We start from the raw sequence: 15,011 nt of genomic DNA on the forward strand, positions 1-15,011 counted from the left end.
GAAAACCGGCACTGCCCGGCGGTCTTTGTGCGCTAACGTACAGAGAGCGGCCCTGATCATGGCAACTCATAGGGGAGCGAATCATATGCTACATGCTGGACGTGCGAATGCTACCAGGTGGTCAAAAAGGAGTTCCAACGCCCCTGCTTCCAGAGAGACCGCGCAATAGGCCCAGCATTGTTGATGGGCATCGCAAGGAGGCCGCATGTATGCCACCGAAAAATTCAATAGCATTAGTCATCTGATTGGCGCGGTCCTCGCGCTCATCGGTGGCGCGCTGCTCATCACCCTGGCGGCGAAAACAGGCGATACTCGTGCAATCATAAGCGTCAGCCTCTACGCGGTCACGCTGTTCCTGCTGTATCTGATCTCCAGCCTCTATCACAGCCTGAGCGGCCGGAAAAAACAGATCTTCCGAGTACTCGACCACCAGGCCATTTATCTACTGATCGCCGGAACCTACACGCCCTTCACGCTGGTCGGGCTCAAGGGGCCGCTCGGATGGTGGATGTTTTGCACGATATGGGCGCTCGCCGTGCTCGGCATCGTCCTCGACGCCCTGCCCCACCGAGGGCCGCGCGTGATTTCCATGATCATCTATCTCCTGATGGGCTGGCTCTGTGTGTTCGCGCTAAAACCCGTGATTGCGGCCCTGCCACCCGAGGCCTTTCGCTGGCTTCTGGCGGGCGGCATCTTCTACACCTCGGGCATTCTCTTCTACGTCCTCGATCACCGGTATCCCGCAGGTCATGGCATCTGGCATCTTTTCGTGCTCGCGGGCAGCATCAGTCACTATGTCGCGATTGTGCTTCTTATGTGACCTCACAACTCGTCATGCGCTCCGATCTCAATCAGGCGCTCTGGAGTTACGGAGTGCAAGAGGGGAAGCCGTCAGCAGCGGTTTATATGAACCGACTCGCGAACGAAGTATAAAAAGTGGATGACATGGCCGCACTCGCATTGCCCGCCGGCCAACATCTTCGACAGCCAGGGCCGCGCGATCCGACCCATCGGCACCCACTGCGTGACTTATCGCCGCCGAATAGCCGCGACTGAGTCAAAGTCTCCCTGGTCTTTCTTGGTGGTGCAGCCTTACCAGCTGCGGCGGCAGTGCATTCGCGGAAATCAGTCTAGGGCCTGGAAGCAGGCACCCGGTTCAGCGGACTTCCGGAAACCGCATTGGGGGGCGCGGTGTTCTGGGCGCTTTCGGTCAAGCGGCTGCTGGACCAGGTGCCTGTTCTAGCGCCGCGTATCGCAGGGTTCCAGGGGTCGTCCGCTGTCATGGTTCAGAACATGGACCATTGCGGCTTCGTTTTCACCCAAGGAATGTACTGCGATCCCGTCTCACGCGCGTCGAGCTTCCAGGAGAACTTGGGACCGAACGGCCTCGCTTGGAGACACGGGCACGATCAGTTAAAGGCTTGGCAGAGAGTAATCAGTCAACTTTGGCCAGCTCGGCCTCGGCTTCGAGCCAGTCGTCCATCTCGTGGCCGGTTTCGAACCCTCGCTGTTCGGCCTTGAGGTAGGCGAGCTCCGCGACTTTTTCGTCTTTTGCAGGTCGGTCGTAGCGGGGCGGGTCGATGTTGGCTGTTGTCGTGCTTGTGCGTTTTTTGGGAGTGGTAGTTGTCGTCATGGGGGTTGCCTCTGTTGGATAGATTTGCAGCAGCGCGGAGAACGAGGGTGCTGGACTGCTGCGCGAACACAGCCCTCTGAGAAACAACCTTATTATGGGGACTCACGTGGGCTGTGATGATCGGGGAAACCCCTATCCTGGGGTCGGGGCATCAGGTGACAGCCGCCGCAGCGCAGCAGGAAAACCTGATGTGGTATGCCTGAGCTTGATGAGCCGATTCACCCTGGTGCGCAATGGTCTCGCGCAGGGCGGCATTGATGCGACTCTGGTTTATGTTCTGTAGCGTACAGACCAGAAGGATGGAAAGGGTGTTTGATGGCGATTCCCGGACACGCGATATCCGGCATCTACTCGCCATCGTCTGGGTGAGGCGCTGCATGGCCAGGTAGCAGCAAACCCCAGGCGGCTTCTTCCAAGCCATATCCTTCAGGAATCAGCCCATGACCACGGCGACCCAGCCCCTTGATCCAGAGAGTCTGCGCAAGCTTGATGCTTGGTGGCGCGCGGCGAACTATCTCTCGGTCGGACAGATCTATCTTTACGACAATCCGCTGCTGAAAGAGCCGCTGGCGCTTTCGCACATCAAACCGCGCCTGCTCGGGCACTGGGGCACGACGCCGGGTTTGAGTTTTATCTACGTGCATCTCAATCGGGTTATCAAGGAGCATGATCTGAGCCTCATCTATGTCACCGGGCCGGGGCACGGCGGGCCAGCCTTGGTGGCGAATGCCTACCTGGAAGGCACGTACAGCGAGGTCTATCCGAATATCTCCCGCGACGAGGAGGGAATGCGGCGGCTGTTCAAGCAGTTCTCCTTTCCCGGTGGCATCCCCAGTCATGTCGCGCCGGAGACACCGGGGTCGATCAACGAGGGCGGTGAACTAGGCTATGCACTGTCCCATGCCTTTGGCGCGGTCTTTGATAATCCCGAGCTGATTGCTGCCTGCGTGGTCGGCGATGGCGAGGCAGAGACTGGTCCGATGGCCACGAGCTGGCACTCGAACAAGTTCCTCAACCCGATCCACGACGGGGCCGTGCTGCCCATCCTTCATCTGAACGGCTATAAGATCGCCGGCCCCACGGTTCTGGCGCGCATCCCGCGCGATGAGCTGGAGGCGCTCTTCCAGGGTTATGGTTATGCGCCCCACATTGTCGAGGGTGATGACCCTATGGCGATGCACCAACTCATGGCAGCCACGCTCGATACCGTGGTCGCCGAGATTCAGCGCATTCAGAACGACGCCCGTGCCTTTGGTTTTCAGACTCGTCCGCGCTGGCCCATGATCATCCTGCGCTCGCCCAAAGGCTGGACTGGCCCAGAAAGCGTGGATGGAAAAGCAACTGAAGGCACCTTCCGCTCCCATCAGGTGCCGATGGCCAACATGACGGAGCCAGGGCATCTGGGCATTCTGGAAGACTGGCTGAAGCGCTATCGCGCGGAGGAGTTGTTCGATGCGACCGGCCGACTCAACGCGGATATCGCGGCTCTGGCGCCGCAGGGCGAGCGGCGCATGAGCGCCAATCCGCACGCCAATGGCGGCCTGCTACTGCACGATCTGCGGATGCCGGATTTTCGCGATCACGCGGTGGATGTGCCCCGCCCGGGTGGTGTGGAGGCTGAGGCGACCCGCGTGCAGGGTCGCTTTATTCGCGATCTGATGCGGCTCAATCCGCACAACTTTCGCGTCTTCAGCCCGGACGAGACGGCCTCTAATCGCTGGGGTGCCGTGTTTGAGGTGACTGATCGCTGTTCAGTCGCGGAGATTGTCCCTGGCGATGAGCATGTGGGCCCCGATGGCCGGGTGATGGAGATGCTGAGCGAGCATCAGTGCGAGGGCTGGCTTGAAGGCTATCTGCTCACCGGGCGTCATGGTTTCTTTTCCTGCTACGAGGCCTTCATCCATATTATTGATTCCATGTTCAATCAGCATGCCAAGTGGCTTAAGGTGTGCGACGACATCCCCTGGCGGCGGCCGATTGCATCGCTCAACTATTTGCTGTCGTCGCATGTCTGGCGGCAGGATCACAACGGCTTCAGCCATCAGGATCCCGGCTTTATTGACCATGTCATCAATAAGAAGGCCAAGGTCATCCGGGTGTATCTGCCGCCCGATGCCAACACCTTGCTCTCGGTGACTGATCATTGTCTGCGCAGCCGCAACTACGTCAATGTCATCGTCGCCGGCAAACAGCCCGCCCCCCAGTGGCTCGACATGGATGCCGCCATCAAGCACTGCACCGCCGGCATTGGTATCTGGCCCTGGGCCAGCAACGACCAGGACGGCGAGCCGGAGGTGGTGATGGCCTGCGCCGGTGACGTGCCGACACTCGAAACCCTGGCGGCTGTTGCCCTGCTGCACGAGCACTTCCCTGAGCTCAAGATCCGGGTGATCAACGTGGTTGACCTGATGAAGCTCCAGCCGCCCAGTGAACACCCGCACGGCTTGAGCGACGCGGATTTTGATCTGCTCTTTACCACGAACAAGCCCATCATTTTCGCCTATCACGGCTATCCCTGGCTGATCCATCGGCTCACCTATCGCCGCACCAACCACCACAACCTGCATGTGCGCGGCTACAAGGAAGAAGGCACCACCTCGACGCCTTTCGATACGGTGATCAAGAACGCGCTTGACCGTTTCGATCTGGTCGCCGATGTCATAGATCGCGTGCCACGGCTAGGCCCCCAGGCCGCCTACGCCAAGCAGGCGATTCGCGACAAGCTCATCGAGCACAAGCACTACATCACCGAGAAAGGCGAGGATATGCCGGAGATACGGGATTGGAAATGGCTGCCATAGGGCATCTAGCGGCCCGCGCCCTGTGCGCGGCTAAACCAGCTCAGCTGGTCACACGAGCCGGATCGGTGAGGTGCCGCCAGAACAATCAGATCTTGAGCATGGCGCTAAGCCTGTGTTTGCTTCCCTTGGTTGCCGGTTGCAGCCCGGACCTGGCAACGTCGGCGGACACTGTCGCTCATCAGCCTAGCCCGATGTATGGCGCGAACTACGCGGACGACGCCGATGTCCCCTTCGTGAGGAACGCCATTACGGCCACGGACAACGATCTCAAACAGACGAACTTTAAGGCCGAGGGCGCCTCGCCCAGAACACGGGCGATGGCGGATTGGGTGATCCGCTCAGGCGATAACCTCAACATGCCGTTCGCGATTGTCGATAAAGTCAACGCCAATATTTATGTGTTTCAAGCAGACGGAAGGCTTTACGCAGCAGCCCCCGTGCTATTGGGGCTGGCGCAGGGGGATAACACGGCTCCCGGCCTTGGTCACATGCGGATGTCACAGATCTCCCCCGCGCAGCGCACGACACCGGCGGGTCGTTTTGTCGCAACCATGGGCCGCAATTCTCTTGACAAGGAAGTATTCTGGCTGGACTACGAAAACGCCATCTCCATGCACCCGGTGATTACGAGCAGCCCCAAAGAGCGCCGGGCGCAACGCCTAGCCACATTATCGCCGCTTGATAACCGTATTTCCTATGGCTGCATCAATGTTCCAGCGACATTCTTCGACCAGGTGATCCACTACCTGTTTTCCAAAACGCCAGGCATTGTCTATGTTTTGCCGGAAACCCGCTGAGTTAGGCCATCTGTTGGAATACGCGACTCACTGCTGTAAGCCTAATGGCGGCCGATGACAGAGGTCGTCAATAGAATGCGGGGTCGCGTTTATCCGGTTAAAAGGCGGGTTCCATGCCTTCTTTTTATCGGTCCAGCTCAGCAAGGGCATGACCATTGGCAGATGGCCGTTAGGCCGATACCAGGAGTCAACACTCCAGTAAACCCCATTATCCGTATCGATGATAACAGCCGTCCAGTGAACTGCGATGAGATCGAAGCGACCGCGCACTTTGGGCGATGCGACCGTCCAACTATTCAATTCCCCAATATCCTCGAGAATATGCAGGTAAGTCGTGGTATTGCTAGTGTTGTCAATACAATCCATCCGCCCATTAACACCCGCCTCACCATCGTTAATGGCCAGGTCGTTGGCCAACAAGGGCTGATATTGCTGTGCCAGTAACTCCATTTGCCAGATACCAATACGCACACGTTGCAGCCTGTCGTGAAGACTCCCCCCTGGACAAGCTGCTATAAGCTGTTTAAGGATGGCGATGTCGTCAGGAGTGAAGGTCATGGTCTGCCTGTAAGCGCATGACCAGTTAAAGCAGATTCGCAGCGTTACGGAGCCGTCCTTGTTGATTGTGTATTCAGGCACCAGTGGACTGGAAACCGATCCTTTAGCACTATCAACAACCGGCTGTGAGGCGGTGGGGCCAACCCAGCCGGCAGGGCCGACGAGGATGACAAAGAAAACAATGATAGTGGGCCGGAAACGCCTAAGAACCAACAAGTGGTGCTCCGATCATGAGTCGTTTCACATGAAAGATCGCCGGGCTTTGCCGTCAACTCGAACTGTTCAATGTCCAAGTTAACGGCAAATACAATCAACAGAAAAATGACTAATTGCGATCAGCTTTTGGCTCATACATCGGTGCTGGGGCGGCGGGCGCCGGCTCATACTTCGATGCGGTGCTGCATGCCGAGAGCGTTGCTGTCAGTACTAGCACAAATGTCATGATGCTAAGAATTGCAGTTGTAGATAGAGATTTCATTGATCCTCACCTGCTATATAGCTGGTATTAGAAAATCAGGCTACTGAAATGACGGCGGCAATATCGCTGCTAGCCTGCCAGCCTCTCCTACACAGAGCCGTCTGTTTTCATGCCACCCAGACATCCAATCTCGATGTCTGACTCTTAGCATACTCGGCACGCGGCTCTTTCTCTTTACGGTGGCGCACATTGGATGCATGTGGAGGTTAACCGCAGCCGCAGAGAAAGGATGGAAAGGGCGCGAGGCAGCAAAAGCCATGCCGGCGTTGCCATCAGGAGACATTGGGCGCAAAATGCGCGCGGCGTCTGCTATCTGATGGCGGATTGCTGCCAGCGCGAGCCGATTAACCGGAGAGTTTTCTGTGGCCGATAATCCCCAAATGCTGATGGCTGTCTCAGTGGGTCTCATCTTGACCTGCATCATTGTCATCATCTTGTTCATCATCTTTGTGCACACCATGCCCGGTAAGATCGCTAAGAAGCGAGGCAGCGCTCAGGTCGAGGCGATCGAGATCCTGTCCTTGCTCGGGCTGCTGATCTTTCCACTGTGGATGGCCGCGCTGGTGTGGGCCTATCTAAAACCTTTCACCCTCCCGGTGAAGATGGTCGATCATGGTAGCTCCGGCACATCGGGTTTGGAGCCAGCGCCAGAATCCGAACCGGCCCAGCAATCTGCCCAGCAATCGGCGACGCAGGCAAAACCGCAACCAAAGCTGGAGCCGGAAATTGAATCAACACTCGCATCGGATTCGGCGCCTGCGGTCGCGCAAGTCGAACGGCCCGCCAACACTGAAACGGAGGCATAGCGCATGGAACTGCTGGTCACTATCGCCTACTTCTGCCTCGTCTGGCTGATCTTCTTCCGCTTCCACCTGCTGCGGTTCAACCTGTTTTGGAGCTTCGTCGTTTTCGGCCTCTATGCCGGTGCGGCTCTCACCGAGATCGTCGTTCTCGGCCAGACCACGCCCTACTCGAAAGAGCTGGTGGTCGAGCGCTATGTGATTCAGCTCGCTCCGGAATTCGGCGGTCTGGTGAGCGAGGTCCACGCCAAACCCAATGTGCCTATTGCCAAGGGCGCGCCGATTTTTAGCATGGACGTGACCCCGTGGCAGAACAAGCTGACCGAGGCGACCGGCGACTTAGCCAGTGCGACCCAGGAGCAGAAATCGGTCGAGGCCGAGTTGGCGGAGGCAGAGCGTAAGCTCCAGGATGCGGTGAAGCTGGTACCACAGAAGATGATGGCGGCCCAGGAGCTGCCCATCCGCCAGGATCGTGTCGAGGGGCTCAAGGCGCAGGTTGCCGGCATCCTGAGCAAGCAGGAGACCCTGAAGGCCGAGGTGGAACAGGCGCAATATAACCTGGATCATGCGACCATCGTCGCTCCCACCGATGGCTATCTGGTCGATCTGGTGCTGCGCCCTGGGAGCTTTATTCGCCTTAAGACGCCCGTGGCCAATTTCGTCAGCTCCGAGGACGTCTTCCTGATTGCCAGCGTCGATCAGCGCTCGGTGCAGTGGATTCGCCCTGGAGACAAGGCCCATTTTGCGCTGAGCATGTATCCAGGGCGTATTTTCAAGGCCAAGGTGGACTCGGTTGCTTGGGCCACGGGTCGCGCCCAGCTCAGGGCAACGGGCCCGCTGCCCTCGGAGCAGCAGGTGGGAACGAGCAGAACTTTCTTCGTCAAGCTTGACCCCGAGGGTGATTTCAGCGAGACGCCGCTGGAATTCGGCTCGAGCGGACTGGCGGCGATTTTCACCAGCAAGGCAATCGATCTGGTGCAGGTGTTGCGGATGATCGAGATCCAGTCCGAGAGCTTGCTCAACTACATCTTCAATCCGTTCTGATTCAGCGCGAGCCGGCGGGCGTCTGGTTTTAAGTGACGCCCCGCATCCATTACCCTGCTGTTTTGAATGCAAAAAATCCCGTCAGGGCAAATTGCACGCCCATGGCCAGCACGATCAGGCCCATCATGCGGGTCACCATGTCGCGCCCAAAGCTATTTCCCTTGGATGCGCCAAAGCGCGCGAACAGCCACATCGTAAGCCAGGCGATCAGAGTCGCCACGGCAACCGCAATCAGCGCGGTGATGGGAAAGGCCGAGGGCGTATGGGAAACGGCTATAGAAATAACTGCCGTGATGGTGCCCGGACTCGCCGCAAACAGGATGACGGGTGCGAGCGAGACCTTTGCGCCCGTTTTGGTTGCGGGCGCAGTGGATGAGGACGCCGCACCCCCGCTGCTGAGCATTGAAAACCCCATCCAGGCCAGGACGCCGCCGCCTGCAACCAGGAACGCATTGAGAGACACGCCAAAGAGTTGCAACAAGCGCATCCCAAACAGTGCCGCTAACACCAGGATTATTAGAATGACCAGTGCGGTCCTCGTCGCGTCGGCCAGTGGTCGGGGCTGGGATTGGGCCGCCTCAACCTGAGCCAACATGAGACCGCAGATCGCAGGGTTGACGACCGACAGCACCGTGACGATGGCTTGAAGATGATCGGTAAAGGTGGTCAAGGAAAGTGCTGGGGCAAGCAAGGCTTGAAGCTGATCCATCACGCAGGTACCCAGTTTTTGTCAGGGAATGAAATTACCAGGGGCGGTGGCCCCGCGGTTCTTGAAGAGCGGCGTCTTGCGGGTCCAGGGTGCACAGATAGACGGGGGGTCATCGGGATTATAGCGTGCGTTTGCGACGGAGAACCCGACCTGTCCGATCAGGGTGCATCAGAATAGCGTTTCAACACCTTCTCGCACGGGTTGCCGAAGGCGCTGAGACGGCCAAGGATTTGATCGGCCACCAGGCTCAGGCCGCCGGTGGCCCAGGCTGCGCCGCTTTCGACGAGCAGGTCGCGTCGGTTGATGCTGGCGCGCGGGGCCTTGAGCGTGCCGGTAAGGTCGATGAAACGGTCGGCGATGCCGAGCAGGCTCAGCCCGACTCCGGTGCGTTTAGCGGTCTTGAAGCTCAGCTGGATCTCGCCAGTCTCAAGCTTGATGGCGCCGCCACCGAGCACATTGAGGTTGTCGGTTTGTAGCGCCAATCCGCGCTTGCTGGTGGCGATGCCATCGGCGACATCGAACTGGAGCACCGCGCATTTCAGGCTCAGAAGATCCCGCCGAAGGTCGATGGTGCTGAAGTCGGCCGGATTGACGGTGTCCAGCAGGCTGACCACAACGCCCCCCAAGGGCAGCCCGGACGCCTTGCGGTCGAGTCGTCCGGCACCCAGGACCAGCCCCAGGTGCCCGTCGGCGGTGCCAAGCAGTGCGGGCATTGAGGCACCTGTTCCGTGCAGGCGGATGTCGATTGCGGCGGGGAGGTCGGAGGCTGTCGTTTGCCGATGCTTCGACTTAATCAGGTCATCGAGGTTGAGATTGCCCTGATGGTGCAGGTCGAACTGCCAGCTGGTTTGCCCAGGCTGCACATCAAGATTCACGGACAAGCGGTCCTGCCCGGCATCGCCCGCGAGCACCAGATGTCCGGCGTCGAGGCTCGCATAGAGCTGGCCATTGTCGATGCTGAAGTGTCCGAACTGGACCTGAGCGGCGCTCAGTTTGAGGGAGCCATCAAGGCGGGTTAAAGCATCTAATGGCAGCGGTCGCTCGCTGGTGTTATTGCGCTGGATTGGCGAAACAACGTCTTCCTTTGCGCCACCAGGCTTGTCAGCCGGGTTTGTGTCTGGGTGCGCGTCTGGGGCCAAAAACGGGATCAGGTCCAGAGTCTCGGCGTTCAGGGTGGCGTCGATTTGCGGGCGCTCGCGGAGGGCGATACGCACCTGCCCGGCGAGATCGCTGCCAGCGCTCTTGGCTTTAAGGTCCAGCAGTTCAATCTGATCGGCCTGACCCTGGACGCGCGCTGACGCTGCGAACGGTTGCGCGGGCAGGCCAGGATGCAATGTCGCCAGGCTCTTGGCTTTGAACTGCGCCTGGAGTTGGTTTCCCGCAAGGCCGTCGAGTCGGGCGAGCGTGCCGGTGAGGGCGCCGCTCAGGCCGGTGTCTTCGGTCAGGGTCAGATTGACCCTCAGGTCGCGGCCAGCGCCGATGGCCGCGAGCGGCCCCAGATGGCCGCGGATGCTGAGCGCATGCTGGTGGATGCGGGTCTGCGCAGCGATCTCGATGCGCGGCCAGGATTGACCCGCGGGCAGCAGGTCGGCCAAAGGTCCGCCTGTCAGTGTCAGATCCAGCGCCTGCCCGGCCCGCGCCAGGCTAGTCGTAAAGCGCACGGCTTGACCAGCGTCGACGCGCACGCTGGGGCTGGTGAGTTCAATGGCCGCAGTCTCTTGGCCCCGCTTGGCGGGTGGCAGCAGCCGCATCGATTCGGCCTTTAGCGTGCCACTCAGGGCGCGGATTAATGTCGCAGGAGTCGAACCAGTGGCCGCAGCGTCCAGGCTTAGATTGACGATGCGACCGTCGAGCTTCGGGCTCTGGGTCAGCATCGACCGGGCCTCGGCCAAGTCGATGCGCTCCGTTTTGATCTGGAGGCTGAGCGCGGGTGATTTGGCGCTGGCATCGATGACCGCCTGGCCGGTGACTGTCAGCCCGGGTAGCGCCAGTCTGGCCCCGTCGATCTGGAGCCGACCGCCGCTGAGTTTGGCCTGAGCCTGTAGCTTGCGCAGGGTGATCTGCTTCCAGGTCAGCGCCTCGGCAGCGAGGTCCAGATCCGCATCAAACCGAGTCAGGGCCGCAAACGGCAGTGGTCGGTCGATCCAGCTTGGCGCTGTCGCCGACTGGGTCTTGGTGGCAGGGGCTTTCGGTGGGGGGCTCGCATCTGCCTGCTTGGCTTGCGCGCGCGTGAGCTGTCCCAAGTTGATGGCTCCGAGCTTCAGTGTGCCGCTGAGCCGCGCTCGCGCATCAGCTGATGCTGGTCGCAGCTTGCCGTTAAAGCGGCTGTCGGCAAGTGTCGCCTCGATCATTAGATCGCTGGTTGGCTTGGTCGCGGCAGACTGGGTTGCGGTCGTCTGGGGGCCGCCAGCCTGGGCGCCGGAAACTGGGGCGTCACCTTGCGGCGGGTCTATCGGCGCCAGTTGCAGCATCGCGGGCTGATCGCCGAGCTTCCCGGCCAGTCGCACGGACCAAGCTTGATGCGTCGAGATGTTGATCTCGCCATCGCTGAGGGTCAGCGGCGCGGGCAGGGCATGGGCATCCAGGGAGCCGCTGATCGCACTGGCCTTCAGAGTCTGGCCGCTCCAGCTTAGGTCTGTGTTGAGCTGAAATGGCGCATCCGGCAGCCCCGTGATTCCGGCGATGTTCCCAAGGGGTATCGCCGTCGGCCCCTGCACCTGGAGTTTGGCTTCCAATCCGCTAATCTCGAACGGTGCCGGGGCGCTGCCATTTAACTCGATACGGGTATCGGCACTTTGCGCCTGCACCTGGAAGGGCCAGCGAGCGCCGGTCGGAGCCTGCGCGTCACTGGCGTTGGAATTGGCACCAGTATTGGCACTAGCATCGGAGCTGGCACCAGAGCTGGTTCCGGCACTGGTTCCAACATTGGCGCTTAATCTCAGCGGCGTCTGATTGATCCGCAGTTCAGCCTGGAGGACCAGGGGCGGGGCACCCAGCCCGTCGAGTTGAAGCTCCGTGATATCGGCGCGTCGCACGCGCCCTTTGGCCGGTGCAAAGGCAATTTCGGAGTCGAAGACCTGAATTCTGGGCATCCGCAGGCGGATTTTGCCGGTGTCCTTGTCTTTGCTACCACCAAGTTGCCAGTTGTTGCGGCCATCAGGGGTCTTTCGCAGCATCAATCGCGCATCGCGGATCAGCAGTTGATCGATGCGAACCTGTCGCCACAACAGCGCCCGCAGTTGCAACGACAGGTCCACCCGGTCGGCCTCCAACAGGTAAGGCCCCAGTGCATCATCCTTGTCCCAGTCCGGGTTCGATACTCGCAGTCCCTGGAGTGCGATCGACAAGGCTGGGCGTGGATGCAACAACCACCCCAGCGTGACCCTATCGATCACGACCGGCCGCCCAAGGGCCTTGCTCGCAGCGGTCTCGAGTTCCGCCTTATGATTTTGCAAATAGAAGGGCAGATAGGAGGAGACGCCGACCAGGATTAACAAGAGTGACAGCAGCAGCCAGGCGAAAACGCGCAGGATTTTCATTCGGCGGCTGGTGCTCATTGAGTCATCGGATGCTTTAGGAAGATGCTTCTGGTAGATGGTGATAGTAGATGGTTTTGGCGGATGCTTCAGTACCGGCTTAAAGATGACCGACCCAGACGTCCTGCATGATCACGAACAAGAAAGCCGTCGAACAGCCAAACATCAGCACCCCGGAGATAGCGATCAGTGGTCCGATATGTCGCCAGGGATATTTCAGCAGGACATCGCCGAAGCCCAGCGTCGTGATGGATGCGGCGGCAAAATAGACACCTTCGGTCAGGCTTGGCAAGAGCCGCGTTCCGCGCAAAAAAAATCCCCAGGCCGCAGATTCTGCCAGGTGGGCCGCGAACAACAGAAAGAAACAGCCAAGGATCAAAGTCTTGCCAGTATGGTGCCCAAAATGCTCCAGCATCCACGCTTTCTGTCCAATGATTGCGCCAGCCACATCGAAGATCATAACAAGGTGAAAAAAGAACAGAGCAAGCGCAAGCAGCAGCGCAAAGCCATAGATCCGGACAATCTTGCGACGGAAACCCGGGTGATGTCCTTCCACTGCGGTTTGATCTGACTTGTCTTGATGCCCGGTTTCCGCGCTGGGCCGGGGAGGGAGCGTCAATTCGACGTTTTCTGGACTCAAGGTCTTGGGCTCTTGCGCTAGTGTCTTTTTCGGGCGACTGGCCTGATCGAGCTGGCGATCGTGGATTTCCCGACGCAGCAAGACCCAAGCCAGCAGAGCAACGAGGACAGACAATCCCGTCACCGTCCAGAAGCCAAACGGATTGTGTTGATCGGGAATCCCCGCGACGTTCATTCCGAGCAGACCGGTGATGAAGGTCAAGGGCAAAAACACGGTCGCGACGATGGTCAGATTCAGGCTGGAACGCGTCATGGTCTCCGAGCGTTGTGCATCGATTTGATCCTCCAGCAGCTGCACCCGGGTGCGGCATTCATCCAACCCTTGCAAATAGCGGGTCACGTAATTTGAGGATCGGACCAAGGTTTCACGGTCATCGGCATCCAGCACCAGGGCGGGGTCGGTCGTCATCGGAGCGAGCACCTGCTGAGTGGCATTCACTTGCCGTCGGGTGCGAAAGATTCGCCGCCGCAGCTCGCTCAGCGCCTGCGGGGGAGGCGCGGTACCGCCGTCGAGCAGGGCATCCTCGACGGCATCGATGTCTTGGGTCAGATCAAAGATGACCGCTTCCATCCGCTTGGTCATCGCCGACACCATGAAACCGAGCAAATCCACGGCCGTCACCAGAGAGCTGTCCGACCTGTGCCGTCGTAGCACCTCCACGGCGGCGATCGGGCCAGATCGCACGGTCATCGCCCGGGCCGGGCCGATCAGCAGCTTCAAATCGGCGAGTTCGCTGATATCCTCGATCTGCTCGGAACGCGGGGTTCTGATACTTACCAAGGTGCCGTCAGGCACCTGTTCATAATGGTTGAAACGCACCGGCGCCAATAACGCCTGCCTGGTCTGATCGTTAATCTCTTGCAAGCCCATCAGCCATTGGCGATCAGCGTCGTCGGCCATGTCGACGTCGAACCAGGTGGCACCAGCAGCACCAGTGGCACCGGAGTGATGCGAGGCTTTTCCGAGCCCGAATTGGGAAATCTCAGGCATGGCGGATCATCTTTGGGAGGGTCACTCGCAATGCATCGGACCTACTGCATCGTTGGAATGTAGACGTAGGCCGTTGGAACATTGGCCCCGACCACCTTGATGGCGTTGCTTGCGTCTAAACCGCCCAGTGACACGGTTTCGCCGGCGGGAAAGTCGCCGATCTTAACCTGATTTCCCGTGACCTCGTAGGTGCCAGAGCCTGGCGGCATCTGGAAGGACACCTGACAAGGGGTCGTCTCGCAGGTCGCGGTGTCACCAGGCTTTAGGGTGACCTGCATGACGCCGGAGATATGGTTGCCATCGCTTCCGTTTGAGGCGCAGGCGCCTAGCACCGATAGGGCCAGTGCGGAGATTAGCCAAGAAGCTTGGCGCATGGTCGCGCGCGGGGTTTCAATGTGACTTTTTGTGTTCATTGTTTCGTCCTAAATGTTGATTGCTGCGGCAGTGATTGAATCTTTTCGCAATGGCCCCTGGGACCGGCTTGCTCCTCTGATTTTGCCAGGCTTGAGCGCCTCAGTCTGACCATTTCACGCCAATTCGCGGGGCGCTTCCCCGTCCCGATCCAAGCTCGGAGACAGCGATCTGAGCATTCCCATCGTGCAGGCGCAACATCTGATCCGCAATACTGAATCACTGAACGCCGTATCACTCAACGCCGTGCTCTAGCCGGAGCTGTCGATGGCGCCAAAAACATGTGGATGGACGTTGTGTAGCCACTGGGCTACACTTGGGGCATGATCGAGGTTCGCAAAACGGAGGTCTATGCCAAGTGGCTCGATGGGTTGCGTGATATCCGCGCGCGTGGCCGAGTTTTGGCGAGAGTCGAGCGCTTGGCGGCAGGTAACCAGGGCGACGCCGAGCCGGTCGGTGAGGGTGTCTCTGAGTTGCGAATCAATTATGGCCCCGGTTACCGGGTGTACTACAAACAGCAAGGACGTGAGTTAGTGATTCTTTTGGCTGGCGGCGATAAAAGTAGCCAGTCAAGAGACATCAAGACGGCTCTGGGCCTTGCCCGCAATCTGTAG

The 15,011-nt window shown here is 59.3% G+C and carries 12 protein-coding genes; 6 read left to right on the forward strand and 6 right to left on the reverse strand.

From position 1 onward, the window contains the following. Nucleotides 1–205: 205 nt before the first annotated feature. Nucleotides 206–820, forward strand: coding sequence for a PAQR family membrane homeostasis protein TrhA (gene trhA / locus Thiofri_RS07920; protein ID WP_009151163.1), 615 nt, complete (start codon nt 206–208; stop codon nt 818–820). A 615-nt stretch (nt 821–1,435) separates the two neighbouring features. Here the strand turns inward: trhA and Thiofri_RS07925 are convergent. Continuing rightward, nucleotides 1,436–1,633, reverse strand: coding sequence for a DUF2934 domain-containing protein (locus tag Thiofri_RS07925; RefSeq protein ID WP_009151164.1), 198 nt, complete (start codon nt 1,631–1,633; stop codon nt 1,436–1,438). A 440-nt stretch (nt 1,634–2,073) separates the two neighbouring features. On the opposite strand from Thiofri_RS07925, the gene Thiofri_RS07930 reads away from it, so the two are divergent. Beyond that, nucleotides 2,074–4,434 carry a phosphoketolase family protein gene (locus Thiofri_RS07930; RefSeq protein ID WP_009151165.1) on the forward strand — a complete coding sequence of 787 codons (2,361 nt, stop codon included), beginning with the start codon at nt 2,074–2,076 and terminating at the stop codon, nt 4,432–4,434. A gap of 98 nt (nt 4,435–4,532) precedes the next feature. Continuing rightward, nucleotides 4,533–5,231, forward strand: coding sequence for a L,D-transpeptidase (locus Thiofri_RS07935; RefSeq protein ID WP_223296832.1), 699 nt, complete (start codon nt 4,533–4,535; stop codon nt 5,229–5,231). A gap of 27 nt (nt 5,232–5,258) precedes the next feature. On the opposite strand, the gene Thiofri_RS07940 is transcribed toward Thiofri_RS07935, so the two are convergent. Beyond that, the gene (locus Thiofri_RS07940) at nt 5,259–6,005 is read right to left on the reverse strand and encodes a hypothetical protein (RefSeq protein WP_009151167.1); all 747 of its coding nucleotides are present in this window, start codon (nt 6,003–6,005) and stop codon (nt 5,259–5,261) included. A 624-nt stretch (nt 6,006–6,629) separates the two neighbouring features. On the opposite strand from Thiofri_RS07940, the gene Thiofri_RS07945 reads away from it, so the two are divergent. Both Thiofri_RS07945 and Thiofri_RS07950 read left to right on the forward strand, forming a co-directional pair. Beyond that, the gene (locus Thiofri_RS07945) at nt 6,630–7,073 is read left to right on the forward strand and encodes a DUF3302 domain-containing protein (RefSeq protein WP_009151168.1); all 444 of its coding nucleotides are present in this window, start codon (nt 6,630–6,632) and stop codon (nt 7,071–7,073) included. A 3-nt stretch (nt 7,074–7,076) separates the two neighbouring features. Beyond that, nucleotides 7,077–8,111: an HlyD family secretion protein gene (locus Thiofri_RS07950; protein ID WP_009151169.1), complete on the forward strand. Its 1,035-nt coding sequence runs from the start codon at nt 7,077–7,079 to the stop codon at nt 8,109–8,111. A 49-nt stretch (nt 8,112–8,160) separates the two neighbouring features. Here Thiofri_RS07950 and Thiofri_RS07955 read toward each other — a convergent pair whose 3' ends face one another. From Thiofri_RS07955 to Thiofri_RS07970, 4 genes are all read right to left on the reverse strand, one after another. After that, nucleotides 8,161–8,820 (reverse strand): MarC family protein, encoded by a 660-nt coding sequence (locus tag Thiofri_RS07955; protein ID WP_009151170.1) that lies wholly within the window; start codon nt 8,818–8,820, stop codon nt 8,161–8,163. Nucleotides 8,821–8,978: 158 nt separating this feature from the next. Beyond that, a complete protein-coding gene (locus Thiofri_RS07960) occupies nt 8,979–12,377 on the reverse strand; it encodes an AsmA family protein (RefSeq protein WP_223296833.1) in 3,399 nt (1,132 codons plus the stop codon). 79 nt (nt 12,378–12,456) lie between these two features. Further along, a complete protein-coding gene (locus tag Thiofri_RS07965; RefSeq protein ID WP_009151172.1) occupies nt 12,457–13,986 on the reverse strand; it encodes a CorA family divalent cation transporter in 1,530 nt (509 codons plus the stop codon). 41 nt (nt 13,987–14,027) lie between these two features. Next, nucleotides 14,028–14,399 carry a cupin domain-containing protein gene (locus Thiofri_RS07970; RefSeq protein ID WP_009151173.1) on the reverse strand — a complete coding sequence of 124 codons (372 nt, stop codon included), beginning with the start codon at nt 14,397–14,399 and terminating at the stop codon, nt 14,028–14,030. 321 nt (nt 14,400–14,720) lie between these two features. On the opposite strand from Thiofri_RS07970, the gene Thiofri_RS07975 reads away from it, so the two are divergent. After that, the gene (locus Thiofri_RS07975) at nt 14,721–15,011 is read left to right on the forward strand and encodes a type II toxin-antitoxin system RelE/ParE family toxin (RefSeq protein ID WP_009151174.1); all 291 of its coding nucleotides are present in this window, start codon (nt 14,721–14,723) and stop codon (nt 15,009–15,011) included.

Origin of the sequence: Thiorhodovibrio frisius, from assembly GCF_033954835.1 — a bacterium.
Lineage (GTDB): Bacteria > Pseudomonadota > Gammaproteobacteria > Chromatiales > Chromatiaceae > Thiorhodovibrio > Thiorhodovibrio frisius.